Origin of the sequence: Pseudomonas lijiangensis (genome assembly GCF_018968705.1) — a bacterium.
Lineage (GTDB): Bacteria > Pseudomonadota > Gammaproteobacteria > Pseudomonadales > Pseudomonadaceae > Aquipseudomonas > Aquipseudomonas lijiangensis.
The window spans coordinates 4502835-4527905 of the sequence record NZ_CP076668.1 but is presented as its reverse complement, the minus strand read 5'-3'; the positions used below and the strand labels follow the sequence as shown (position 1 = coordinate 4527905).

Sequence of the window (25071 nt, the reverse complement as noted above, 5' to 3'; positions counted from 1 at the left end):
TGTTGTTTGTGCCTTAACTGATCGGCATTACGCCTAGTGGGTTCAACGCACCGCACTGACCCCGTCCAGAGTCGAGAACGACGTGTCTTTCGCGGTCAGCAGGAAATCGCGCATGTAAGGCGCATCCAGCATGTCGGCGCGAATACCTGCATAAAGCGTCGCGAACAGTCCCTTTTCCCCCAGCCGCTTGGCCTTTACATAGCCACGCGAGCTGTACTCGTGCAGTGCCCAGTGCGGCATGCCGCACACGCCGCGTCCGCTGGCCACCAGTTGCATCATCATGACCGTCAGTTCCGAGGTGCGGACCTGCGCCGGTTCAATGTCGGCCGGCTCCAGAAAACGCGTGAAGATATCCAGTCGATCCCGCTCCACCGGATAAGTGATCAGCGTTTCGCTCACCAGATCCTCCGGAACGATGTAAGGCTTGCTCGCCAGCGCATGCTGATTCGCCACGGCAAGCATCGCTTCGTACGTGAACAGCGGCACATAGGTGATGCCGGGAATGTCCAGCGGGTCCGACGTGACCACCAGATCCAGATCGCCTCGGGCCAGAGCCGGCAAAGGTGCGAAGGAGAAGCCCGAGGACAGATCAAGCTCCACCTCCGGCCAGGAGTCGCGGAACTGGTCGATGGTGGGCATCAGCCACTGAAAGCAGCTGTGGCATTCGATAGCCATGTGCAGACGTCCGGCCGTACCGCCCGCCAGTCGCGCGATGTCGCGTTCGGCACTGCGCAGTTGCGGCAGCAACGAGTCGGCCAGTTGCAGCAGGCGCAGCCCGGCGCTGGTAAAGCGCACCGGCTTGGTCTTGCGCACGAACAGTTGCATGCCCATGCGCTCCTCCAGCTCCTTGAACTGATGGGAGAGGGCGGACTGGGTCAGGTGCAAGCGCTCGGCTGCCTCCACAAGGCTGTCGGCCTCGCGCAAGGCGTGCAGGGTTTTGAGGTGGCGTATTTCAAGCACCGTCAGCGCTCCATGAATAAAATTTGTGATCAACAAGAAAACAATGAGTTTGTCTCATGTTTGCCTGGCTGTCGACAATAGCGCCATCTTTTATGGAGAACGCAGCATGGCTCTGGCACACAACCTCGGGTTTCCGCGCATCGGCGCTGATCGTGAATTGAAGAAAGCACTGGAAGCCTTCTGGAAGGGCGACCTGGATCAGGACGGCTTGCGTGCCACAGGTCGTGAATTGCGTGCTGCTCATTGGCAGTTGCAGAAGGACGCCGGTATAGAGCTGCTGCCTGTGGGCGACTTCGCCTGGTACGACCAGGTGCTGACCCACTCCCTGACCTTCGGTGTCATTCCCGAGCGCTTCGCCCAATCCAGAGACGCTGCAGGTCTGCCGACCCTCGACACCCTGTTCGCCATGGCTCGTGGCGCGAGCACTTGCTGTGGCGGTGCCCAGGCCAAGACTCAATATGCCCAGGAGCTGACCAAGTGGTTCGATACCAATTACCACTATCTGGTCCCTGAGTTCTCCCGGGATCAACGTTTCCAGCTGAGCTGGGAACAACTGTTTGAAGAAGTCGATGAAGCTCATGAGCTGGGCCACAAGGTCAAGCCGGTGCTGATCGGACCGCTGACCTACCTGTGGCTGGGCAAGGCCAAAGGAGACAGCTTCGACAAGCTGGACCTGCTGGATCGTCTGCTGCCGCTGTATGGCGAAATCTTCGGTCGCCTGGCCGGGCAAGGCGTCGAGTGGGTACAGATCGACGAGCCGATCCTGACCCTTGATCTGCCTCAGGACTGGAAAAATGCCTTCGAGCGCACTTATCACAGCCTGCAATATTCACCGCTGAAAAAACTCATCGCCACTTACTTCAGTGGTCTGGAAGATAATCTGGGGCTGGCGGTTTCCCTGCCGGTGGATGGTTTGCATATTGATCTGGTACGCGCTCCCGAGCAGCTTGCAACGGTGCTCGACCGCCTGCCGACTTATAAAGTGCTGTCCCTGGGCGTGGTCAACGGGCGCAATGTCTGGCGCTGCGATCTGGACAAAGCCCTTGAGGCTCTGCAACAGGCTCAGGCCCGGTTTGGCGACAACCTGTGGGTTGCCGGTTCGTCCTCGCTGCTGCACAGCCCGGTCAACCTGGAGCGTGAAGACACACTCGACGCTGAACTGAAAAGCTGGCTGGCATTTGCCGTGCAGAAGTGCGAAGAAATTGCTGTGCTCAGCCAGGCGCTGAATGAGCCACAGAGTCCCGACGTGCAGGCAGCTCTGGTGCAAAGCCGTGCGGTACAGGCCAGTCGTGAGCAGTCGCCGCGTATCCACAAGCCGGATGTACAGGCGCGTCTGTCGGCTATCACTGCAGCCGACAGCCAGCGTCGGTCAGCCTTTGCCCAACGCATGGAAGTGCAGCGTGCCCACCTGCAATTGCCAGCCTTTCCGACGACAACCATTGGCTCATTCCCACAGACTTCTTCGATCCGTCTGGCGCGTCAGTCGTACAAGCAAGGCAAGCTGTCGCTCAATGACTACACCGATGCCATGCGCCATGAAATTCGCCATTCCGTGCAGGTCCAGGAGCGTCTGGGCCTGGATGTACTGGTACACGGTGAAGCCGAGCGCAATGACATGGTCGAATACTTCGCCGAACAACTGGATGGCTACGTGTTTACCCGCTTTGGCTGGGTGCAGAGTTACGGCTCGCGTTGCGTCAAGCCAGCGGTGATATTTGGCGATCTGAGTCGTCCCCAGGCCATGACGGTGGAGTGGATTCGCTATGCCCAGAGCCTGACCGACAAGGTCATGAAGGGCATGCTGACCGGCCCGGTGACCATGCTGATGTGGTCGTTCCCCCGTGAAGACGTATCGCGCAAAGTCCAGGCGCAGCAACTGGCCCTGGCGATTCGCGACGAAGTGGTGGACCTGGAGCGAGCCGGCATCAGGATCGTGCAGATCGACGAAGCTGCTTTTCGTGAAGGTCTTCCGCTGCGCAAGGCGCAATGGCAGGAGTATCTGGACTGGGCTGTGGAAGCATTCCGTCTGTGTGCCTCGGGCGTACGTGACGAAACCCAGATTCACACCCACATGTGCTACAGCGAATTCAACGATGTGATCGAGTCCATCGCGGCCATGGATGCCGACGTGATCACCATTGAAACTTCGCGTTCGGACATGGAGTTGCTGGAGGCTTTCGAGGCCTTCGATTACCCGAACGATATCGGGCCGGGTGTCTACGATATTCACTCGCCACGGGTTCCGGACACCGCCGAGATGGTCCGGTTGATGACCAAGGCCGTGCAACGCATCCCGGCCGAGCGTCTGTGGATCAATCCCGACTGCGGCCTCAAGACCCGTGGCTGGCCGGAAACCGAAGCGGCGCTGGTGAACATGGTCGCGGCAGCGCGGCAGTTGCGAGTCGAGCTGTTGTAAGGGATTTTCAGCGCCAGCGTTGCCGTTGATCCCGATTCATCAAACTGTCACGCAACTGTGGCAGCGCGCTTTGAAAAACATCATCAGACTTGTTGCCTACTGGGGATCTGTTTTTTGGTGTTTTTCATGCGGGTTTTACTTTTTCTGGCCGCGCTCTTGTGCGGCTTGCCGTCTTTTGCGGCCTCACGATGCGATATCAGTGCTCCTGTACAGATTGCCGAACTCAAGGAAGTGCGGATTGCCTATCAAAGCATCGGCGATGAGTCCGACCCTGCCTTGCTGTTGGTCATGGGCCTTGGCGGGCAACTGATTCACTGGCCGGACGAAGTGGTGGTTGCCCTGTGTCAGCAAGGCTATCGGGTGATTCGCTACGACAACCGCGATGTCGGCCTGTCGTCCTGGGTCCAGCCACCGGCAGATGCCAATCTCACGTATGAAGTGCTGCGCTACAAGCTGGGTTTGCCGGTGTCTGCGGTGTATTCCCTGACCGACATGGCCGATGATGCGCTGGGCTTGATGGATGTATTGCATGTGGACCAGTTCCATGTGCTGGGTGCGAGCATGGGCGGAATGATTGCCCAGCACCTTGCCGACCTGGCCCCGCAACGGGTCGAAAGCCTGACCCTGATCATGACCAGTTCCGGCGCCCAGGGCTTGCCGATGCCCAATGCCGCCTTGCTGCAATTGCTGGCCCGCCGTGGTGCGCCCAACCGCGAGATAGCTATCGAACAACAGGCTGACCTTTTGGCCGCGCTGGGCAGCCCGCAGATCAAGGATGACCGGGCCATGCTGCTGCAACAGGCTGCCGCGTCTTATGACCGGGCTTTCAACCCCGAAGGCGTAAAGCGCCAGATCACCGCGATTCTGGCCGAGCCCAGCCGTGTCGAACTGCTCAACCGCCTGCGCCTTCCGGTGCTGGTGGTGCATGGCACGGCCGATCCGCTATTGCCGGTCATGCATGGCGTGCATGTGGCTGCTCACATTCAGGGCAGCCAGTTGCGCCTGATTCCCGGTCTGGCGCATCGCTTCCAGGAGGCGTTCAAGGCGCCGTTGCTGGCTGCCGTGTTGCCCTATCTCAAGGCTCAGCACGAAGACGGGCGGCATATGGCGCAGTTGTAAGAGGCACGTGTATGGTGACTGTTTTCTGCCAACCGCGAGCGTCATCATGACCACTCCCCTGAAAATCGATTTCGTTTCCGATGTTTCCTGCCCGTGGTGCGCCATCGGCTTGAGTGCGCTGGAGCAGGCCCTTGAGGCGCTGGGTGATGAAGTGCAGGCACAGATTCACTTCCAGCCCTTCGAGCTGAACCCGGATATGGTTGCCGAAGGCCAGGACATCAAGGAACACCTCGCCGAGAAATACGGCTCCACGCCTGAGCAGATGAACGACATTCACGAGAACATCCGGGCGCGTGGCGCAGAGCTGGGGTTTGTCTTTACTCCGGGCGAGCGTCGTATCTACAACACCTTCGACGCCCATCGCCTGTTGCACTGGGCTGAACTGGAAGGCAAGCAGCCAGCGTTGAAACACGCCTTGCTTGCCACTTACTTTACCGATCTGGGCGACCCGTCCAGCCACCAGACTCTGGCTGGCGTGGCGCAAAAAGTAGGGCTGGATCGCCTGCGTGCCGAAGCCATCCTGGCCAGCGATGAATATGCTGCTGAAGTGCGCGAGGCCTAACAACTCTGGATCTCTCGCGGCGTCAGCTCGGTTCCGACCATCGTCTTCAATGACGAATACGCTGTGTCCGGCGGCCAGCCGGTGGATGTGTTCGTTGGGGCGATCCGGCAGATCGTCAGCAAAAGCGTGTAGAACTGCGCTTTCCTGCTTGTGGGACCGGATTGGGAGCTGCCGTCAGCTTGATGGGCTGGCATCAGTCTGTGGGACCGGCTTCAGCCGAGAAGAGGCCTGCACATACTCTGCCTCTTCATCGGCAGAAACACAGCCTTCCCGGATAAATCCGGTCCTACGGATGGAGAGCTGCATTACAGCTTGAAGGTTTCGACAACATTTCTTAGCCGCCCGGCTTCAAAGTCCAGTTCGCCGCAGGCCTTCAGGGTGGCGTTCAGGTTGTCGGTGGCCTGATGGTTCAGCTGGCTGATGGCATGTACATCCCGGGTCAGTTGATCGACGGCGGTGGTCTGTTCTTCGGTCGCAGCAGCGACCGTCAGGCATACATCGTCAATCTCGCTGATGCGTGATACCACGCTCAGCAGGCTAGCCCCGGCCTCGGTAGCCACCCGTACGCTCTGGGTGCCCATCTCATGGCTGAGCAGCATGGTCTGGGCTGCCTGGGTGGCACCGTCCTGCAAGGCCTGGATCACTGCGCGGATTTCTTCAGTCGCGTCCTGAGTGTGATGGGCCAGGCTTCTGACTTCGTCCGCCACCACCGCGAACCCACGGCCTGCCTCCCCAGCCCTGGCTGCTTCGATGGCTGCGTTCAAGGCCAGCAGGTTGGTCTTGCCGGAAATCGTCGAAATCACTTCCAGCACTTTGCCGATATTGGCGCTCTTGGCGTTGAGGTCTTCGATCTGGGTGCGGGTCGTTTCGATGTTCTGCTGCAACTGACTCATCGTATCGACGGTTTTTTCCACCAGCGTGCTGGTCCAGTCGATCTGGGTTCTGGCGCTGGATGCACCTCTTGAGGCTGACGATGCGCTTGAAGCTATTTCCTGTGCGGCGGCTCCCAGCTCTTCGATGGCCGCGGCAACCGTGGTGGTGTAACCCGACTGGTGCTCTGACTTCTCCACCGAGGAATTGGATGTCGACAGAACCCGGCGAGTGGCTTCGTTCAAGGCCTTTGTCGTGGATGAAACTTCGCTGATGGAGGCATGGATCCGGTCGCCGAAGCGATTGAAGCTTTCGGCCAGGTGCCCGAACTCATCGTGGGAGACAATCGACAGACGCCGGGTGAGGTCGCCATCGCCCTGAGCAATGTCTTCCATGGCGTGGTTGATCGAGTGCAGGGGTTTCATCAGCACACGCATCAGCAATCCGAGCAATAGCAGGGTGATCAGGCCCGCCACGATGGTGGCAATGATCGCCGAAGTGCGGAACGCCGAAATACTGGCCAGGGCCGCCTGCTTGTCCAGCACGATGCCGATGTACCAGTCTTGCGAGGGCAGGCCCTTGATGGGCGTGAACAGGGTGAATGTCGGACCCTCCACCGACGCGGCTTCGACCAGTCTGTCGCTCAGCGCCAGCGTCTGTTCGGGAAACAGGTCGGCCAGTGTCTTGCCGATAAGCGCCTTGTCCGGGTGAACCAGAATCTTGCCCGACTTGCTCACCAGCATGGCGTAACCGCCACCATCGAACTCCTGCGCATTGATGGTCCGGGAAATCGTCTCGATGTTCAGGCTGGCACCCAGAACCCCCAGGGTTTGCCCGCCGGAGCGAATGGCAGCCGCCTGGGTGATGATCCGGTAATCGATGCCTGCACCGACATAGGGTTCGGTCATCGCTGTGCCCTGATCGATTGCGTCCTTGTACCACTGCCGTTCCCGGCTGTCGTACCCGGCAGGCATCTGGCGCGGGGGATAGATATGGAAGCTGCCGTCACGAGTGCCGACGTAACCGGCAATGAACTGCTCCATCAACACCTGACCCTGCAACTTGCCAAGGATGTTTTCGGGCGTGGGATCCTGGCCGATGAACTCGGCCACGTTCTTGATCAGAATCATACGGCCATCCAGCCAACTCTGAATGTCATGGGCCATGGAAGCCGAGAGGGCACGTGTGTTCTGTTCGATTCTCTGTAGGTTGTCGTCACGCAAGCGAACGTCATTCAGCGCGGAGAATGCGCAAAACACCGTCATGATCACCAGTGCGGCGATCAGTAATATCTTCTGGTTGAACCTGAGATGTCTCATCGCTGTTTCTCTGCGTATGGATCGGTTGCACAACGGTCTGTCGGAGTGGTCGCCAACGATTAAAAGCATCCTTGCTATCGGTAACTTCCGGGTGCACGCATCCCGCACGTGCAAAGGCTGCATGTGAAGTTTTTTCAGTTAAATAACAGTCGCTATCGTTGAAAGTCTTTGACGCGTATCGGGTTTACCACAGGGCGACGGTGTAACTCAGAATCAACCGGGTTTCATCCAGGTCATTGCCGAAGTTCGAGCGAACGGTGGCATTGCGCAGTTTGATACCGACATTCTTCAGCGAACCACTCTGGATGACATAACCGATATCGGTATTACGCTCCCATTCCTTGCCCGAATTACTGCCCGCCACACGCACATTGTCACCGCTGACATAACGGCTCATGAAGGTCAGGCCGGGAATGCCCAATGCAGCGAAGTTGTAGTCATAACGCAACTGCCAGGAACGTTCTTCAATATTTGCGAAATCGTTGATCTGCACAAAGTTGACCAGATACGGATCGGTGTTGGCGATGTACGGGAACGGGTCATCGCCGCTCATGCGCTGGTAGGCGGCGCTGAACACGTTTGAGCCCAGTGTGTAAGACAGCATACCGTTGGCCGCACGGTTATCGAGGTTGCGGAAGTTGCCGTCTTCGGTGCTTTTTGAATAGCGCAGGTCAAACTTCAGGGACTGTTGCGTGGCCAGCGGAATCTCGTAGACCACGCCACCAAAGAACTGTCGATAGACGTTTTCCAGATTGCCGTAATACAGGCTGGTGCTGAGGGTTTTGCTGAAGTTGTAAGTGCCGCCGGCAAAGTTGAAATCATCACTGACACCGCCGATGCGGTTACCGGTGAAGTCCTGATAGTTCGAGGAGCTGTTGAATTTGATCTGCTCCAGCTTGCCGCCTTGCAAGACCAGTTTGTCGATATCCTTTGAGGTCAGCATCGCGCCCTCGAAGGTCGATGGCAGCAGGCGCGTGTCGTTACTCGATACCACCGGGGTGCGGAAGGCCAGGGAGCCGACCTTGAGCACGGTTTCGGACACCTTGGCCTTGGCCGTCAGCTCCAGTTTGGAGTATTCATCCTGTGAGCCACGACCGTTTCTGGAACTCAGGTCGGCTGGCAGCAAGCCGGTGCCACCGGAGCCGTCGCCGCCGTCAAGCTTGAGGCCGACCATGCCCAGGGCATCGATGCCCAGGCCCAGGGTGCCAGCGGTGTAACCCGACTCGAACTTCAGCATCGCCCCTTGCGCCCATTCCTGGGCCGAGTCGCGCTGGGCGGTGGGCGGCCCGTTGCGGAAGTCACGGTTAAAGTAGAAGTTGCGCAGATCGATACTGGCTTTGCTATCGGCAATAAAGTCCGCCGAGGCCGTCATTGGAATAAACAGCGCGCAAGTACTGACAAGTGCAAAAGTCTTGTTTATCGACATGTTTGTTATGCTCCGAGTGATGGCAGATTCAATCGATACGTTTTGTTTTTATTGGGAGTGCAACGTTGCCTGGAACATTCCTGCGGGCAGCACGCAGCAACCAGGTGATTACCCGGTTGTGCGTAACTTGCCAGCAGGAAACTATTAAGTCAGAGCGTTGTTTCTATGCGCCCGATCCGGGACTTGGCTTCAAAGTAACTGCCGGGCTGTTCGGCAATCTGCAATTGACCGGCACAAGGCGCTAGAATCGAAGTTTCCATCTTCATCGCTTCCATCACGGCGATCACTTGCCCGGCCTGGACCGACTCGCCATCGGCAACAACCCAGGCATGCAGATTGCCTGCGACCGGAGTGACAATCGCTTGCGGGTCATGTGCTTGAGCAGTTGCCACGCTTTCAGTGCCGGGGTCTGCCGCGTTCAGGCTGACGCCACGCAGAAGTGCCGCAGGCAGACCCAGCTCATGACGCTTGCCGTCGATCTCGACGAACGTGCGCAGCACGCCTGGGTCGGCGGATGCAGCGCTGCGCGGAGCGATGGTTACTTTTTCGGCGAAGTCAGTCTCGATCCAGCGGGTATGCACGGCGAACGTATTGGCGGCGGTGAAGTCGTCATGGTCCATCACGGCGCGATGGAACGGCAGTACAGTCGCCACACCGTCCACGCGGAACTCGGCCAGGGCGCGGCGGGCACGGCGAATGGCCTGCTCGCGGGTGGCGCCTGTGACGATCAGTTTGGCGATCATCGAATCGAAGTTCGGTGACACTCGCGAGCCTTCGACCACACCCGTGTCCAGTCGAACCCCCGGACCGGACGGCGCCTGGAACAGGTCGATGGCACCCGGTGTCGGCAAAAAGCCATTGCCTGCGTCTTCGGCGTTGATACGGAATTCAAAGCTGTGCCCGCGAGGTGTCGGCGTACCCTCGAACGACAGGGGCAGGCCTTCGGCAACCCGTAGCTGCTCGATCACCAGATCGATGCCGCTGGTTTCTTCGGTCACCGGATGCTCTACCTGCAGGCGAGTGTTGACCTCGAGGAACGACAAGGTGCCATCGCCACTGAGCAGGAACTCCACTGTGCCTGCACCGACATAACCGGCTTCGGCGCAGATGTCGCGGGCCGAATCGTGGATGCGCTGACGCAAGGCCTCGTCGAGATAAGGCGCCGGTGCTTCTTCGATCAGTTTCTGATTGCGGCGCTGCAGCGAGCAGTCGCGAGTGCCCACCACCACGACCCGGCCATGACGGTCGGCGATGATCTGCGCCTCGATATGGCGAGGGCGGTCCAGGAAGCGCTCGACAAAGCATTCGCCACGGCCGAAGGCTGCGACGGCTTCACGTACTGCTGACTCGTACAGTTCGCTGACTTCTTCGAGTTTCCAGGCCACTTTCAGGCCGCGACCACCACCGCCGAACGCTGCCTTGATGGCAATCGGCAGTCCATGCTGCTCGGCAAACGCAACCACTTCGCTGGCATCCTTCACCGGATCTTCGGTCCCGGCCACCAGAGGGGCTCCAACCTTCAGGGCAATGCGCCGTGCCTGAACCTTGTCACCCAGGGCGTCGATGGTGCTCGGGTCCGGGCCGATCCAGGTCAGACCGGCATCGATCACGGCGCGGGCAAAGTCGGCGCGTTCCGAGAGAAAGCCATAACCGGGGTGAATCGCGTCGGCACCGGCGCGGGACGCTACCGCCAGCAGCTTTTCGATATTCAGGTAGCTGTCGGAAGGGCGCTCGCCGTTCAGCGCATAGGCTTCATCGGCCTGGCGCACATGCAACGCATCGATATCGGCATCGGCATACACCGCCACCGAGGCAATGCCATAGTCGCGGCAGGCTCGGGCGATACGGACGGCAATTTCGCCACGGTTGGCAATCAGAACCTTTTTCATTGGTTTTTTGTCTCGTCTGAAAGGGCAGGACGCACGGGCTCAAAGGCGCCCAGCGGCTTGAAGCGAATACGGGAATTGACCGGAATCTGACCGGCCAGGTCCAGGTGGTAAGGCGCGACGACGCCGATAACCGGGTAGCCACCGGTCAGCGGGTGATCGGCCAGGAACAGCACGGGTTGTCCGCTGGGTGGAACCTGGATGGCGCCGACGGTGGTGCCTTCGCTGGGCAACTCACCTTCAATGACACGTTCCAGCGAATGGTCACCCGCCAGTCGAATGCCGATGCGGTTCGACTGTGGCGTTACCCGCCAGGTCTGTTCAGCCAGCAATGCCTGGGCTTGCGGAGTGAACCAGTCACTGCGCGGGCCCATGACCACATCCAGAGTGATGACCTGATCGGCGCGTGGCATGTCGAACGCCGGTTGCTCGGTGACCGATACCGCAGGCCCGCCGATTCTCTGTCTGAAGCCGATACGGTCACCTGTCGCCAGCGGCGCAGGGCCGACCTGAGCCAGGGTGTCGGTGGACAGGCTGCCCAGCACCGGTTCATGGGTAAAGCCGCCACGAATCGCCAGATAGTTGCGCAGCCCCGCAGTGGGCGCGTCGATGCTGACCCGATCACCGTCCTGCAAGGCAAACGGCGTGTAGAGCGCGGGGCGCAACAATTGACCTTCAGCGGTATGCACTTCTATCGCAGCAGTGGAGCCGGTGATGGCGATCACCGACGGGCCATGACTGATAAAGCTCAGGCCGCCCATGAGGATTTCCAGGCAGGCACTGCCCGGATCGTTACCCACTGCGCGGTTGGCAGCGCGCAGCGATCCCCGGTCCATGGTGCCGGAAGCCGATACGCCCTGGCCGGCGCGGCCATGGCGACCGAGGTCCTGAAACAGGGTTTGCAGGCCGGGCGAGAGAATCTCCAGAGCGTCTCCTGTCACGGGTGACGCTGCCGGACGGCTTGGCGCAGCCACCGAAACGCTGGTGACAGGCAGTGGGCCGGCATCGCAAAAACGCACGCGATAGCCCGGCTGCAACAAGGCCGGCTCATCCCGTCCCAGGTCCCACATTTTCGACTCGGTCACGCCGATGATCTGCCAGCCGCCAGGACTGGCCTGTGGATAGACGCCGCTGAATCCTCCCGCCAGCGCCACGGCGCCTGCCGGAATGCGAGTGCGCGGCGTACTGCGGCGTGGCACCTGGAAACCGGCACCGCCGCTCAGGTAGGCAAAGCCCGGCGCAAAGCCGCAGAAGGCCACATCGTAATCGCTGCCGGTGTGGCGCTTGATCACTTCCTCGACACTGATGTCCAGTTCACGGGCCACATCGGCCAGGTCTTCGCCGTTGTAATGCACGGGAATCTCGATCAGCTTGCCGGCTTCGCGAACCTTACCGTGGACATTGAGCGAAGCGATCTTTGCCGCCAGCACCTCACGGCTGATGGATGCGGGACGAAAGCTCACGAGCACAGTGCGTGCGGCGGGAATGATCTCTCCCACACCGACAATGGGCTCCTGCTGTAGCGAATCGAACAGGGCGAGAGTCTCGTCCAGATTCGCCAATTCAACCAGGAGTGCGTCCAGGCTGACCGGATAGAAACGCATGGTCCACCTCAGGTAAATGCGCGGATAGTGACGCCTGCTTCAAGCAGACTGTTTTTCAGGTTGCGGGCGATGGCGACCGCGTCCTGGTTGTCGCCGTGTACACAGATCGAATCCGCTTGCAGATTGATCAGGCTGCCGTTCTCGGCCTCGATGACGCCATCACGCACCAGACGCAACATGCGCTGGGCGATCAGTTCGGGGTCGTGCAGCACGGCGCCCGGCTTCGAGCGCGATACCAGCGTGCCTTCGGCGGTATAGGCACGGTCGGCAAAGGCCTCGGCCACACAGGACAGGCCCGCTTCAGTGGCCCAGCCGATCAGTGGGGAATTGGCCAGGCACACCAGCTTCAACTGGGGATCGATGCGCAGCAACGCCTGGATAACCGCCGCCGCCTGACGTTGATCGCCGGCAATGGTGTTGTACAGCGCGCCATGGGGTTTGACGTAACTCACCCTGGTGCCGACGCTGCGGGCCAGGCCCTGCAACGCGCCGATCTGATAGATCACATCGGCGGTCAACTGGTCGGAAGGTACGTCCATGTTGCGTCGCCCGAAACCCACCAGGTCCGGGTAGGCCACATGGGCACCGATGGCAACGCCACGGGCGGCTGCCGCTTCCAGGGTTCGCAGGATTCCGGTCGGGTCACCGGCGTGAAAGCCGCAGGCGACGTTGGCACTGCTGACGATTTCGAGAACCGCCGCATCGTCACCCATGCTCCATGCGCCGAAGCTTTCGCCCAGGTCGCTGTTGAGGTCAATTGCACGCATCTAAATTATCTCCGTTGAAATCAGGCCGCGCTGATGAAGGCAAAGATGGCACCTGCCGACTTGTAGGCCATGAACCACGACAGCAGACAGGTCAGCACACCCAGAATCAGCAGCCAGCGCGGGTAGTGATAGCCGTCCATCAGGTCCGAACGGCGCCAGCCCACGTACATGAATATGCTCAGGCCCAGCGGCAGAATCAGACCGTTGAAGCCGCCCGCGAACACCAGCAGCGCTGCCGGTGGTTTACCCAACACCATATACACCGACAGAGTGATGACAATGAAACCGACGGTAGCCAGGTTGCGGACACGCTCGGTAATTCGTTTCGAGAACACGGTGGTGAAGGACATCGTCGTATAAGACGCACCAATCACACTGCTGATACCCGCAGCCCACAGCACCAGACCAAACATCATCATGCCGATATCACCTGCCGCCGCATGGAAGGCCTGGGCAGCAGGGTTTGCGCCTTTGCCCGACACGTCGATCACGACGCCACTGGCAACTACCCCGAGGATAGCCAGAAACAGGACGTAACGGGCAATGCCGGTGACCAGAATGCCTGTCAGCGCAGCACGGGATACCGCTTCAATGTTTTCCACACCCACGGTGCCGCGATCGAGCAGGCGGTGAGCACCTGCATAGGTGATGTAGCCGCCGACAGTGCCACCCACGATGGTGGTGATGGAGGCGAAGTCGATCAGATCGGGCAAGACCGTTTGACGCAGTGCTTCGCCCAGCGGTGGATGGGTTGCGAAGGCTGCGAAAAGGATCAGGCCCACTTTCAGCAGCCCCAGCACGATCATGATGCGGTCCATGGCAACGCCCGCCCGATGGGACGAGAAGATCCCGATGGCGAGCATAGCGCTCAACAAGCCGCCCCATTTGGGATCGAGACCGGTCAAGGCATTCAGACCCAGGCCCGCACCGGCAATGTTACCCAGCATGAAAACCAGACCACCGCAGATCACCAGTACCGACAGCAGGTACCCGCTCCCCGGAATGGCCGCGTTGGCCAGATCGGCCGCGCGCATTTTGGTCAGTGTCACGATTCGCCAGACGTTCAGTTGAACGACAAAGTCGATCAGGATCGAGGCCAGGATGCCGAAGGCAAACGCCGCTCCCAGAGTTGCAGTGAACGTCGCCGTCTGGGTCAGGAAGCCTGGCCCTATAGCTGACGTGGCCATCATGAAAATGGCGGCGATCAAAGAAGCGCGCCGCGCTTTTGTAAACTCTTTAGTGGTCTGTGTCACGGCCTGATTCCTACAGTGAGAGGTATCTTGCTTGAGCAATGAGCGTGCCAAGCCTCATTCAATACCGCTGAGATGTAGGTATATAGCGAATGCATTGTTGAACAATCATATCTCTATGAGTGAGTCATTTGCACCATATTGTTACCCTTTCACTCATGGACGCTACTTAATGAAGCACGCAGCACGCTTGTGCCTTGCCACGCACTAAGCTCTCAGGGAACATCTGGCGGTTTTTCTCATTCTGGATTGCTCATGAACGACGCTTCTCCCTCCCTTCCTCGCACGTTGGGAGAAACCATCACCCAGGAAATCCGCAGAATGCTGGTTGAAGGCGAGCTGGTTCCCGGCCAGCGCCTGTCCGAAGCGGCACTGGCCGAAAGCCTGCAGATTTCCCGTAACACCTTGAGAGAAGCGTTCAGGGTCCTGACCCGCGAAGGATTGCTCAAGCACGAACCCAATCGTGGGGTGACCGTTGCCGAGCCTGATATGGCGTCGATCATCGACATCTATCGCGTACGCCGCTTTATCGAGTGCAAGGCCATCGCTCAGGGCTTTCCGCTGCACCCTGGGGCCTTGAAGATGCGTGAAGCGGTCGAGGCCGGCATGCGTGCCAGGGAAGCCAGGGACTGGGTGGCGGTGGGTACTGCCAACATGATGTTTCACAGGGCGATTGTCGAACTGGCCGACAGCCCGCGACTGGTGGTGTTCTACGGGCAGATATCAGCCGAACTGCGACTGGCCTTCGGGTTGCTCGACGATCCTGAATTCCTGCATGTGCCTTATCTGGACATGAACGCGGCGATCCTGCGCTGCGTCGAAGAAGGGCGTGTAGAGGAAGCGACCGTGATGCTCGAAAGCTATCTGGTGCAATCGGAACGCACCGTTCTGGCCGCTTACGAGCGCAGCAAGCGGCGCTAATCACAGTTGGAGCGAATTTATTCGCGATGGCCCGCGAAGCTGAAGAAATCTCTCGCCTTCAATGACCTCTCGCGAATGAATTCGCTCCTACCAGGGGTGTGTAGCCGGGCAGCCGCTGACATCACCCGTGAAACCGCACCCATAACGTCACCAGCAGCGTGGCGGCCACCAGCCAGGCCGCTGCGGCCAGTGCCAGTGAGACTTCCAGGCGCCAGCGGTCTACCAGCAGGTACAAGGCCGCCAGATAGACGAAGTAGGGGATGATCGACCACATGCCGAACAGGATGGTGGTTTTCAGGTCATCCAGAGAGCGGCCCTTGCCGACGATGTAATGGGCAATCAGCGCAAAGGTCGGGAACAACGGCACCAGGCCTGCAATGTAGTAATTGCGGGTTTTGGCCAGTGCGGCCAGGATCACGACAACGGCTGCGCCCAGCAGGGCCTTGAGTAACAGATCCACGATTTCTTCCCTTGCGATTTCAGGCTTGCAGCCCGTATTTCTTGACCTTGTCGAACAGCGTGGTCTTGGCCATGCTCAGTTCCTGACTGGCCTGGCTGAGGTTGCCACCGCTGCGTTGCAGGGCTTCGCGCAGCAGGTTGCGCTCGAAGGCTTCCACCGCTTCGGCAAAACCCAGGCTCTGACTTTCGGCCTGATCGGATTTCTTGAACACCGGCAACCCCAGCGCATAACGTTCGGCTACGTTACGCAGCTCGCGCACGTTACCCGGCCAGTCATGGCTCATCAGGGTCGATGCCGTCTGCCGGTCCAGTTGCGGCGGCTCGCGGTCGAAGCGCAGTGAAGACAGCTGCAAGAAGTGCTCGAACAATTGCAGGATGTCTTCGCGCCGTTCGCGCAGAGGCGGCAGCTCAAGGGTCACCACATTGAGGCGGTAATACAGGTCGCTGCGGAACTGGTTGGCCTTGCTCAACTCATTGAGGTCGGACTTGGTTGCTGCGATCACCCGGCAATCCACCTCGACATTCTGGTTGGACCCAAGGCGCTCCAGAGTGCGCTCCTGCAAGACCCGCAACAGCTTGATCTGCAGATTGATCGGCATGCTTTCCACTTCATCGAGGAACAGCGTGCCGTTGTGCGCATGTTCGATCTTGCCGATCCGGCGCTTGCCGGCACCCGTGAAGGCATTGGCTTCGTGACCGAAGATTTCCGACTCGAACAGGCTCTCCGCCAGCCCGCCGCAGTTCAGGGCCACGAACTGATTCCTGGTGCGACGACTGAAGTCATGCAGGCAGCGAGCGACCAGTTCCTTGCCGGTGCCGGTTTCGCCTTCGATCAGCACATTCGCCGAGGTGTCGGCAATGTTGGCGATCAGCGCACGCAGGTTCTGCATGGCCGGTGAGCGGCCGATGATCTTGCCTTCCAGCGAGTTGCGTTCGGCCAGTTGCTTGCGAAGCGCCCAGACTTCCCGGGCCAGCCCGCGCTGTTCAAGGGCGCGGCGTGCAACATCCACCAGTCGCTCCGGCGAGAAGGGTTTTTCCATGAAATCATAGGCGCCGTCGCGCATGGCATTGACCGCCATGGAGATATCGCCATGCCCGGTAATCAGCACCACGGGCAGGCTGCTGTCGCGAGCCTTGAGGCGGGTCAGCAGCTCCAGCCCGTCGATACCCGGCAGACGGATGTCACTGATGACGATTCCGGCAAAGTTGTCACCGATGCGCGCCAGAGCCTCTTCGGCACTGGATACGCCTTCGCAGGTAATGTCTTCCAGCGCCAGCGCCTGCTGGCAGCCGAGCAACACATGGGGATCGTCTTCGACGATGAGTACAGTCAGATCAGTGTTCATTTTGGAGTTACTCATGAATCAGCTTCCTCATCCTTGGCCAGTGGCAGCCACAACACGAAGGTTGTGCCGCCTGCCGGATACTCTGCACTCAGGCTGCCACCAGCCGCAGCCGCAAGGCTGGCGGAAAGGGTCAGGCCGAGCCCCAGGCCCTGTTCACCGGGTTTGGTGGTGAAAAACGGTTCGAACAGATGCTTGCGGGCTTCGTCGTCGATGCCATGGCCGTTGTCGCGCACGCGCAGGCGATAGCGATCTTCGACAATCTCGCCTTCAAGCCACAATTCGGGATGCGGCTGGGCATGCATCGCGTCCAGGGCATTGCCGATCAGGTTGACCAGAATCTGCTCCAGCCGTGTCTGGTCGATTCCCAGTCCGGCATCGGTGAAGTCCTGATGCAGGTTCAGGGAAACGTTTTCGAGCCTGGCGCTCAACAACTGCAAGGCGGCGTCCACGGCCTTGCGCAGTTGCGCCTGACCCTGATCGTTGCCGCGTCGGGCAAAGGCCCTCAGGCTGGCAGTGATGCGGCCCATGCGGTCCACCAGATCGTTGATGGTGCGCAGGTTGGTGCTGGCAGTGTCCAGAGCACCACGTTCAAGGAAGCGAACGGTGTTGCCGGACAAGGTGCGCAATGCCGCCAGCGGCTGATTGAGTTCGTGGGCGATGCTGGTGGACATCTGACCGATAGCCGCCAGCTTGCCGGCCTGAACCAGTTCGTCCTGAGCCTTGCGCAGGGTGTCTTCAGCCTGTCGGCGTTCACGGATCTGCGCCTTGAGACGTTCGTTGCTGGCACGCAAATGCTCGGTGCGCTCGGCGATCTTGCGTTCCAGTTCGTCGTTGGCGGCCTGCAAGGCTTCACGGGCCGCAAGCCGGGTGGAAATCACCTTGCGACGCTCGTTCCAGGCAATCAGTAGAAAGGCCACCAGCGCACAGGCCACGGCGACCAGCATGCCCTGGCTGGCGGCTTCGCGGCGCAGGTCTTCAAGCGGCGTCAGCAGTGTCAGGTGCCAAGGGGTATCGTTCAACTGGCGGGTCTGGGCCAGATAGCTGACTTGAGTGTGTTCTCGGTCGACGCTGACATTGGCCGGGAAGGTGAGCTTTTCGACACCTTCGGCCAGGGTTTCGCGTTCCAGTGGCACCAGTTCGTTCAGCGGCCACCAGTAATATTGCAGGCTGCGCGCCAGGCGTTCCTTGATGGTGGGGTTCAGCGGGCGCACCGACTTCAGACGACGGGCCGGGTCGCTGGACAGGATGATGATGCCGTTCTCATCACTGACAAAGGCTTCCATGCGCGCCCGTTGCCAGCGTTCCTCCAGAGCTTCGAGGCGAACCTTGATGACGGCTACACCAATGATCCGGCCTCTTTCTTCCAGCCCGTGAGCCAGGTAATAACCGGATTCGCCCACGGTGGTGCCGATCCCGTAGAAGCGGCCGGGCAAGCCACGCACCGCATCCTGAAAATAGGCACGGAACGATAGGTCTTCGCCCTGGTAACTGTCGGCATCGCGCCAGTTGCTGGTGGCCAGTACTCGCCCGGTGGTGTCCATGACATAAATGGCGCGGCTGCGGCTGCGGCGGTTGAGGCCTTCGAGGTAACTGTTGACCTTGCCCTGCAGGTCGGGAGTCGGATTTTTCAGGAGTTGCGAAACGCTGGATTCAAGCTCCAGGACGCTGGGCAGATAGGTGTACTTGTTGATTTCACTTTCGACCGTACGAGCATGCAGCTCCAGCTGGCGTTCGCCATTTTCGCTGAGGCTCTTGATGCCGTGGGTCTCGCTGAACAGATAAGCGATATAGCCCAGGCCGATCATCAGCAGCAGGATCAGCGGAGGCAGAAACAGTTGGCGTATCAGACGGGGTTTCACGGCGAGTGATGGCGGCGCAGCGCTATAGATATGAGGGTCGCATTTCATCACAGTCGTCCTGAGCCGAACAGCTACCCATACCCCGGGAGGCGGGGCAGGGTAGCGAACGGTATTTCCTAGTGCTGGAGGATCTTGGCGAGGAACTGCTGGGCACGCTCGGAACGTGCGCTCACATCACCGAAAAACTCTTCCTTGGCGCAGTCTTCGACGATCTGGCCCTTGTCCATGAAGATCACGCGGTTGGCCACTTTGCGGGCGAAGCCCATTTCGTGGGTCACGCACATCATGGTCATGCCTTCGTGAGCCAGTTGAACCATCACGTCGAGCACTTCGTTGACCATTTCCGGGTCGAGGGCGGAGGTCGGTTCGTCGAACAGCATGACCACCGGGTCCATCGCCAGGGCGCGGGCAATCGCCACACGCTGCTGCTGACCACCGGAAAGCTGACCCGGATGCTTGTGGGCGTGTGCAGAAAGACCCACGCGATCCAGCAGCTTCAGGCCTTTCTCGGTGGCTTCGGCCTTGCTGCGGCCCAGGACCTTGATCTGCGCGATGGTCAGGTTTTCCACGATGCTCAGGTGCGGGAACAGCTCGAAATGCTGGAACACCATGCCGACCCGCGAACGGAGTTTCGGCAGGTCGGTCTTCGGATCGGAGATCGAAGTGCCGTCGACCACGATGTCGCCTTTCTGGAAAGGCTCCAGGGCGTTCACGCATTTGATCAGGGTCGATTTGCCGGAGCCGGACGGACCGCAGACCACGACCACTTCACCCTTGCTGACCTCGGTGCTGCAATCGGTCAGTACCTGGAAGTCCCCATACCACTTGTTGACGTTCTTGATGGAAATCATATGGCAAACCTTTTTTGCAGACGCTTCACCAGCAACGAGGCGGCAAAGCTGATCGTGAAATACACCACACCGGCGATGATCAGGAACTCATTGGCGCGACCGATAATGTCGCCACTGGCGCGCGAGGCATTGAGGAAATCCACCAGACCGACCGTGTAAACCAGAGACGTGTCCTGGAACAGAATGATGCTCTGTTGCAGCAACAGCGGAGTCATCTTGCGAAACGCCTGAGGCAGGATGATCAGGCGCATCATTTGCCCGTAGGTCATGCCCAGGGCCTTGGCGGCACCCATCTGACCCTTGGAGATGGACTGCACACCGGCACGCACGATTTCGCAGAAGTACGCGGCCTCGAACATCATGAACGCCACGACGCAAGAGGTGAATGCACCGATCGGTGTGTCTTCACCGGTTATCCAGCGCAGCACGAACGGCACCGCCAGGTAGAACCAGGTGATGACCAGCAGCAGCGGGATCGAACGGAAGTAGTTGACGTAAGCGCCCGCTATGTTAGCCAGCAGCTTGTTCGATGACAGGCGCATCAAGGCCAGGATGGTACCGATGACGAGACCGCCGACGATGCCCAGGGCCATCAGTTGCAGGGTCATGACCATGCCGTTCCAGAGGCCCGGAAGGGCTGGAACGATTCCACTGAAGTCCATTATTTACCCCCCAGGGAAATCAGGCCCGGCACTGCGACTTTCTTCTCGATCAGGCGCATCAGCAACATCAGGCTCATGTTCAGGGTGAAGTAGATCAGTGTCGCCAGGGTGAAGGCTTCAAACAGGTTCGCGGAGAACTCGGCGGTCTGCTTGGTTTGCGCCAGCAGCTCCATCAGGCCGATCAGCGACGCCACCGAAGAGTTCTTGAACACGTTCAGGAATTCGGAGGTAAGTGGCGGAATGATGATCCGGTAAGCCTGGGGCAGCAGGACGTTCCAGTAGATCTGCGGCAGTTTGAAACCCATGGCGCGAGCCGCGGATTCCTGGCCTTTTGGCAGGGCTTCGATACCGGTACGCACTTGTTCGCAAACCCGTGCGGCGGTGAACAGACCCAGGCAGACCACGACGCTCAGGAAGGCGGACGTCGTCGGGTTGAGGTCTTGCTTGTACCACTCCTGAAGATTTTCAGGCAGCAGATCAGGTACCAGGAAGTACCAGATGAACAGCTGCACCAGCAGTGGCACGTTACGGAAGATTTCCACGTAGATCGTGGCGATGCCAGCTACCAGACGGCTTGGCACGGTACGCATGACACCGAGTATGGAACCCAGTATCAAGGCGATGATCCAGGCGGCTACGGCAATGGCGATGGTCCAGCCCAGACCGGAAATGAACCAGTCCAGATAGGTTTCGCTGCCGACACCGGTGGACTTGAAGAATACGCCCCAGTCCCAGTTGTAATTCATCAGGGTCTCCCCCTCTTGTTGTCGAAATGCACGCACCCGTCTCGCATGAATCCGTTCGAGCCCTTATGCACACCAGACCCGCCTTCGGACTCCGTCCTGGCGCTTATCGTCTGGGTACAGTGAGTGATGAGCGGTTTCCCGAACAGGCTGCGGCCCGTTCGGAAAACCGTAGGTTCACGGTGTGTCGGTGACTCAGATTTTCTTGGCTTCGGCAGCCTTGTCGTTCGGCTCGGCGATCAGCTTTTTCAGCTCGTCGCTCATCGGGAACTGCAGGTTCAGGCCTTTTGGTGGAATCGGCGACTGGAACCACTTGTTGTAGATCGTGTTGATTTCGCCGGACTTGTAAGTGGCGACGATGGCGTCATCGACCGCTTTCTTGAACGGTGCGTCGCCTTTGCGAACCATGCAGCCGTAGATTTCATAGGATTGTGGCGTGCCGGTCACAGCCCAGTCGGTGGGTTTCTTGGCCTTGGCCATTTCGCCAGCCAGCAGTGCGTCGTCCATCATGAAGGCGACTGCACGGCCCGATTCCAGCATCTGGAAGGACTCACCGTGGTCCTTGGCGGAGATCACGTTCATGCCCATCTGCTTGTCGGCGTTCATCGCCTTGAGGATGCGCTCGGACGTGGTGCCGGCGGTGGTCACGACGTTCTTGCCTTTCAGGTCGTCGAAGTCCTTGTAGGACGAATCAACCTTGGACAGCAGGCGGGTACCGATCTCGAAGATGCCGACCGAGAAGTCCACTTGCTGCTGGCGCTCGACGTTGTTGGTGGTGGAACCACATTCCACGTCAACGGTGCCGTTCTGAACCAGCGGGATACGGGTCTGGGACGTGACCAGGTTGTACTTGACCTTCAGGTCAGGGAGGTCGAGTTCTTTCTTGATGGCTTCAACGATTTTCAGCTGGATATCGTGGGAGTAGCCAACCGGGATGCCGGAAGCATCGGCAATGTAGGAAAACGGGATGGACGCGTCACGGTGACCGAGGGTGATGGTGCCTGATTCTTTGATCTTCTTCAGTGTGCCGGTCAATTCTTCTGCGAGAACTGGAGTGCTGATCAGAGTGGCAGCGATTGCTGCGCCCAACAGTTGGGGAACGATACGCATCGATGAATCCTCGAATTCGTTTTTATTAAGATTTCTCAGTGAATGCTTCAACCGCGTCCGGGCTAGACACACGCGACAGTTGAAGCGATCGACGAAAGGTGTAGAGCAGGAGTCGTGCCAAGGACTTGGTGTTCGACCAAGCATTTGATTTTATTGGGTTTGATAGGGATTCGAGGGGATGTGACGAGTTTTTTGTGTCCGGTTTTCCGAACTCCGGATAACGGGCTGTTCGGAAAACCGAATGAGGAGTGCAGGCGTGAGTTTTCGCGACTGAAGTCGCTCCCACACGATTCGCGCAGGAGCGGATTCATCCGCGAAAGGCTGTCTATCAGGCCGCTTTGTTACGAACCACGGTTTCCAGATAACCCTGCACCCTGGCCTGTTCTTCAGCCGTGGTGAACAGCCCAAGCTTGGTGCGACGCCACAGAATATCGTCAGCGTTGGTCGCCCATTCCTGCGCACACAGGTAATCGACTTCGCGGGTGTACAGGTCCGCACCCAGATGCTCGCCCATGTCTTCCAGACCGTTCACGCCATCCAGCAGACGCCAGGTGCGGCTGCCGTAGGTGATGGACCAGCGTTGCGCTGTGGAAGCAGGCAGCCATGGGAAGCGCTTGCTCAACTCGCTTGCCAGAGCCTGCGCAGTGGTCATTTCTTCTCCACCGGGCAGTGCAGCACCGGCTGTCCAGCTCTGTTTCATCCGGGGGAAGAACGGTGCCAGTTGTGCCATCGCCGATTCGGCCAGTTTCCGATAGGTCGTCAGCTTGCCGCCGAACACCGAAAGGATCGGCGCTTCGTTTTCGCTGCCCGACAACGACAGGGTGTAGTCACGGGTGATGGCTGACGGATTATCGGATTCATCGTTGCACAGCGGGCGCACGCCCGAATACGTGTGCAACACGTCACTGCGGCTCAATTGCTTCTTGAAGTGGTCGTTGGCCACTTTCAGCATGTAGTCCATCTCGCCGTCGGTGATCTTCACCTTGGCCGGGTCGCCCTGGTATTCACGGTCGGTGGTGCCGACGATGGTGAACTTGTCCAGGTACGGAATGGTGAACACGATGCGTTTATCTTCGTTCTGCAGGATGAAAGCGTGCTCGCCTTCGTACAGCCTTGGCACGATCAGGTGGCTGCCCTGGATCAGACGGATGCCGTAAGGCGAATCCAGCTTCAGATCTTCACGAATGAACTTGGCGACCCATGGGCCAGCAGCGTTGACCAGTGCCTTGGCGTTGATCGAGAAGACCGTGCCGTCGGCGCGCTCCATCTGCAGATGCCACATGCCTTTGGTGCGGCTGGCACTCAGGCAGCGGGTGCGGGTGTGGATGTGTGCGCCGTTCTCACGGGCAGCCATGGCATTGAGGACAACCAGACGGGCGTCATCGACCCAGCAGTCGGAATATTCGAAACCGCGGGTGATGGAGGCGTTGAGCGGGCTGTCCGCACCGAAACGCAGGCTGCGCGATGCCGGGAGCTTTTCGCGCTTGCCGAGGTTGTCATACAGGAACATGCCGGCACGGATCATCCAGGCCGGGCGCAGGTGCGGGCGATGGGGCAGGACGAAGCGCATCGGTTTGACGATGTGCGGCGCCTTGGCCAGCAGCACTTCACGTTCGGCCAGTGCTTCACGCACCAGACGGAATTCGTAATGTTCCAGGTAGCGCAGCCCGCCGTGGATCAGCTTGCTGCTGGCCGACGAGGTGTGGCTGGCCAGGTCATCCTTTTCGCAAAGGAAAACCGACAGGCCGCGGCCCGAGGCATCTGCTGCAATACCGACACCGTTGATACCACCACCGATAACGGCAATGTCGTAGACCTCGGAAAGCGATGGTGCTGACGCGCTGGAGTGGGGCATTGGGTGGCCTCCTGGACAATTCTTGAATAACGCTCGAAAGGCGAATTTGAACATTAATGTTCGTTTGTGAAAATCATAGCTCAATAAATAAGGCGCTGCCAGTCAGTATTTATTGAAAATACTGATGAGGGAGAGGGGAAAGGAAAAAAAGCGAACATCGTAAGACGATTTCGCGAAAGAAAGGCGTGAAGGAGCGACTTTAGTCGCGAAGAGGCCAGTGTTTACGAGCCTTCGCGAATGAATTCGCTCCTACCGTGGTGAAAACCGGTTTGAATCAAACCACTTCGAGGCGGATCTTGTGTTGGGCCAGCAGGTGCTGCAGGGCCGGAACAGGGGCCTGATCGGTCACCAGGCAGTCGATCAGGCTGATGGGGCCCAGCCGCACCATGGCGTTACGCCCGAACTTGCTGGAGTCCGCAGCCAGCAGCACTTGCCGAGCATTGGCAATGATCGCCTGGGAAACCCGGACCTCCTGATAATCGAAATCCAGCAGGCTGCCGTCTTCATCGATACCGCTGATCCCGACCAGAGCGAAATCGACCTTGAACTGGGTGATGAAGTCCACGCTGGCCTGACCGACCACTCCGCCGTCACGGCGCACGTTGCCACCGGCCAGCAATACCTCGAAATCATCCTTGCCGCTGAGGATCGAAGCCACATGCAGGTTATTGGTGATGATCTTCAGGTTGTTGTGGTTGAGCAGGGCTCGGGCGATGGATTCGGTGGTGGTACCGATATTGATGAACAGCGAGGCGTTGTCCGGGATCTGCGCGGCGATGGCTTCGGCGATCCGTTGTTTCTCGTCGCGCATCTGGTCCGCACGCATGGCGTAGGCGGTGTTCTCGATGCTCGAGTCATAGGCCGCGCCGCCGTGGTAGCGACGCAGCAGGTTCATTTCCGCAAGTTGATTGATATCACGGCGGATGGTTTGTGGGGTCACGACGAACAGCGTCGCCATTTCCTCGATGCTGACATAACCGCGTTCGCGGACCAGTTCGAGGATCTGTTGCTGGCGGGGAGGCAGGTTCATTGTTTTTCCTTGGGCGCCCTCTGCAAATGGCGCCCATGATGCCGTAGCCGGGCCTT

19 protein-coding genes and 1 pseudogene are annotated in these 25071 nt (G+C 59.3%); 4 read left to right on the top strand and 16 right to left on the bottom strand.

All coding sequences use genetic code 11. The features are described from left to right. Positions 1 to 42 precede the first annotated feature (42 nt). Complete coding sequence (gene metR, locus KQP88_RS18930) at positions 43 to 960, bottom strand: transcriptional regulator MetR (protein ID WP_200992781.1); 918 nt, start codon at positions 958 to 960, stop codon at positions 43 to 45. A 106-nt stretch (positions 961 to 1066) separates the two neighbouring features. On the opposite strand from metR, the gene metE reads away from it, so the two are divergent. The 3 genes and pseudogenes from metE to KQP88_RS18915 all read left to right on the top strand — a co-directional run bounded on the left by metE (position 1067) and on the right by KQP88_RS18915 (position 5189). After that, a complete protein-coding gene (metE, locus tag KQP88_RS18925; RefSeq protein WP_216703890.1) occupies positions 1067 to 3376 on the top strand; it encodes a 5-methyltetrahydropteroyltriglutamate--homocysteine S-methyltransferase in 2310 nt (769 codons plus the stop codon). A 126-nt stretch (positions 3377 to 3502) separates the two neighbouring features. Continuing rightward, a complete protein-coding gene (locus tag KQP88_RS18920) occupies positions 3503 to 4495 on the top strand; it encodes an alpha/beta fold hydrolase (protein ID WP_200992779.1) in 993 nt (330 codons plus the stop codon). Positions 4496 to 4541: 46 nt separating this feature from the next. Continuing rightward, positions 4542 to 5189 (top strand): annotated as a pseudogene (locus KQP88_RS18915) (DsbA family oxidoreductase). Between the two features lie 173 nt (positions 5190 to 5362). Here the strand turns inward: KQP88_RS18915 and KQP88_RS18910 are convergent. From KQP88_RS18910 to KQP88_RS18885, 6 genes are all read right to left on the bottom strand, one after another. Continuing rightward, the gene (locus KQP88_RS18910) at positions 5363 to 7246 is read right to left on the bottom strand and encodes a methyl-accepting chemotaxis protein (RefSeq protein ID WP_216703889.1); all 1884 of its coding nucleotides are present in this window, start codon (positions 7244 to 7246) and stop codon (positions 5363 to 5365) included. A 184-nt stretch (positions 7247 to 7430) separates the two neighbouring features. Continuing rightward, positions 7431 to 8672, bottom strand: a complete 1242-nt coding sequence (locus KQP88_RS18905) for an OprD family porin (protein WP_216703888.1) — start codon at positions 8670 to 8672, stop codon at positions 7431 to 7433. A 149-nt stretch (positions 8673 to 8821) separates the two neighbouring features. Continuing rightward, complete coding sequence (locus KQP88_RS18900) at positions 8822 to 10561, bottom strand: acetyl/propionyl/methylcrotonyl-CoA carboxylase subunit alpha (protein ID WP_216703887.1); 1740 nt, start codon at positions 10559 to 10561, stop codon at positions 8822 to 8824. Further along, a complete protein-coding gene (locus KQP88_RS18895; protein WP_216703886.1) occupies positions 10558 to 12162 on the bottom strand; it encodes a 5-oxoprolinase subunit B/C family protein in 1605 nt (534 codons plus the stop codon). The genes KQP88_RS18900 and KQP88_RS18895 overlap by 4 nt, the downstream gene beginning before the upstream one ends. An 8-nt stretch (positions 12163 to 12170) precedes the next feature. After that, positions 12171 to 12929 carry a LamB/YcsF family protein gene (locus tag KQP88_RS18890; protein WP_216703885.1) on the bottom strand — a complete coding sequence of 253 codons (759 nt, stop codon included), beginning with the start codon at positions 12927 to 12929 and terminating at the stop codon, positions 12171 to 12173. 20 nt (positions 12930 to 12949) lie between these two features. Then, positions 12950 to 14182 (bottom strand): NRAMP family divalent metal transporter, encoded by a 1233-nt coding sequence (locus KQP88_RS18885; protein ID WP_216703884.1) that lies wholly within the window; start codon positions 14180 to 14182, stop codon positions 12950 to 12952. 252 nt (positions 14183 to 14434) lie between these two features. Here KQP88_RS18885 and KQP88_RS18880 point away from each other — a divergent pair, with 252 nt between their 5' ends. Beyond that, positions 14435 to 15100 carry a GntR family transcriptional regulator gene (locus tag KQP88_RS18880; RefSeq protein WP_216703883.1) on the top strand — a complete coding sequence of 222 codons (666 nt, stop codon included), beginning with the start codon at positions 14435 to 14437 and terminating at the stop codon, positions 15098 to 15100. Between the two features lie 121 nt (positions 15101 to 15221). Here the strand turns inward: KQP88_RS18880 and KQP88_RS18875 are convergent, their stop codons facing one another. From KQP88_RS18875 to KQP88_RS18835, 9 genes are all read right to left on the bottom strand, one after another. After that, on the bottom strand, positions 15222 to 15560 hold the full coding sequence (locus KQP88_RS18875) for a GlpM family protein (RefSeq protein WP_198723792.1): 339 nt from the start codon (positions 15558 to 15560) through the stop codon (positions 15222 to 15224). A gap of 19 nt (positions 15561 to 15579) precedes the next feature. After that, entirely contained in the window at positions 15580 to 16905 is a 1326-nt protein-coding gene (gene aauR, locus KQP88_RS18870) for a two-component response regulator AauR (protein WP_198723826.1), read from the bottom strand. 11 nt (positions 16906 to 16916) lie between these two features. Continuing rightward, positions 16917 to 18812, bottom strand: a complete 1896-nt coding sequence (gene aauS, locus KQP88_RS18865) for a two-component sensor histidine kinase AauS (protein WP_216703882.1) — start codon at positions 18810 to 18812, stop codon at positions 16917 to 16919. Between the two features lie 68 nt (positions 18813 to 18880). Beyond that, complete coding sequence (locus tag KQP88_RS18860; protein WP_025261520.1) at positions 18881 to 19615, bottom strand: amino acid ABC transporter ATP-binding protein; 735 nt, start codon at positions 19613 to 19615, stop codon at positions 18881 to 18883. After that, on the bottom strand, positions 19612 to 20280 hold the full coding sequence (locus KQP88_RS18855; RefSeq protein WP_200992902.1) for an amino acid ABC transporter permease: 669 nt from the start codon (positions 20278 to 20280) through the stop codon (positions 19612 to 19614). Before KQP88_RS18855 ends, KQP88_RS18860 begins: the two co-directional genes overlap by 4 nt. Then, positions 20277 to 21023: an amino acid ABC transporter permease gene (locus tag KQP88_RS18850; protein ID WP_025261518.1), complete on the bottom strand. Its 747-nt coding sequence runs from the start codon at positions 21021 to 21023 to the stop codon at positions 20277 to 20279. The genes KQP88_RS18855 and KQP88_RS18850 overlap by 4 nt, the downstream gene beginning before the upstream one ends. 192 nt (positions 21024 to 21215) lie before the next feature. Beyond that, positions 21216 to 22130, bottom strand: a complete 915-nt coding sequence (locus tag KQP88_RS18845; protein ID WP_200992768.1) for a glutamate/aspartate ABC transporter substrate-binding protein — start codon at positions 22128 to 22130, stop codon at positions 21216 to 21218. Positions 22131 to 22458: 328 nt separating this feature from the next. After that, the gene (gene glpD, locus KQP88_RS18840; RefSeq protein WP_216703881.1) at positions 22459 to 23985 is read right to left on the bottom strand and encodes a glycerol-3-phosphate dehydrogenase; all 1527 of its coding nucleotides are present in this window, start codon (positions 23983 to 23985) and stop codon (positions 22459 to 22461) included. A gap of 274 nt (positions 23986 to 24259) precedes the next feature. Beyond that, complete coding sequence (locus KQP88_RS18835; RefSeq protein ID WP_200992764.1) at positions 24260 to 25015, bottom strand: DeoR/GlpR family transcriptional regulator; 756 nt, start codon at positions 25013 to 25015, stop codon at positions 24260 to 24262. Positions 25016 to 25071: the final 56 nt, after the last annotated feature.

Coding starts and splice junctions, on each gene's coding strand:
- metE (WP_216703890.1), top strand. CDS start 1,067: ATGGCTCTGGCACACAACCTCGGGTTTCCGCGCATCGGCGCTGATCGT.
- KQP88_RS18920 (WP_200992779.1), top strand. CDS start 3,503: ATGCGGGTTTTACTTTTTCTGGCCGCGCTCTTGTGCGGCTTGCCGTCT.
- KQP88_RS18910 (WP_216703889.1), bottom strand. CDS start 7,246: ATGAGACATCTCAGGTTCAACCAGAAGATATTACTGATCGCCGCACTG.
- KQP88_RS18905 (WP_216703888.1), bottom strand. CDS start 8,672: ATGTCGATAAACAAGACTTTTGCACTTGTCAGTACTTGCGCGCTGTTT.
- KQP88_RS18900 (WP_216703887.1), bottom strand. CDS start 10,561: ATGAAAAAGGTTCTGATTGCCAACCGTGGCGAAATTGCCGTCCGTATC.
- KQP88_RS18895 (WP_216703886.1), bottom strand. CDS start 12,162: ATGCGTTTCTATCCGGTCAGCCTGGACGCACTCCTGGTTGAATTGGCG.
- KQP88_RS18890 (WP_216703885.1), bottom strand. CDS start 12,929: ATGCGTGCAATTGACCTCAACAGCGACCTGGGCGAAAGCTTCGGCGCA.
- KQP88_RS18880 (WP_216703883.1), top strand. CDS start 14,435: ATGAACGACGCTTCTCCCTCCCTTCCTCGCACGTTGGGAGAAACCATC.
- aauR (WP_198723826.1), bottom strand. CDS start 16,905: ATGAACACTGATCTGACTGTACTCATCGTCGAAGACGATCCCCATGTG.
- aauS (WP_216703882.1), bottom strand. CDS start 18,812: ATGAAATGCGACCCTCATATCTATAGCGCTGCGCCGCCATCACTCGCC.
- KQP88_RS18860 (WP_025261520.1), bottom strand. CDS start 19,615: ATGATTTCCATCAAGAACGTCAACAAGTGGTATGGGGACTTCCAGGTA.
- KQP88_RS18850 (WP_025261518.1), bottom strand. CDS start 21,023: ATGAATTACAACTGGGACTGGGGCGTATTCTTCAAGTCCACCGGTGTC.
- KQP88_RS18845 (WP_200992768.1), bottom strand. CDS start 22,130: ATGCGTATCGTTCCCCAACTGTTGGGCGCAGCAATCGCTGCCACTCTG.
- glpD (WP_216703881.1), bottom strand. CDS start 23,985: ATGCCCCACTCCAGCGCGTCAGCACCATCGCTTTCCGAGGTCTACGAC.
- KQP88_RS18835 (WP_200992764.1), bottom strand. CDS start 25,015: ATGAACCTGCCTCCCCGCCAGCAACAGATCCTCGAACTGGTCCGCGAA.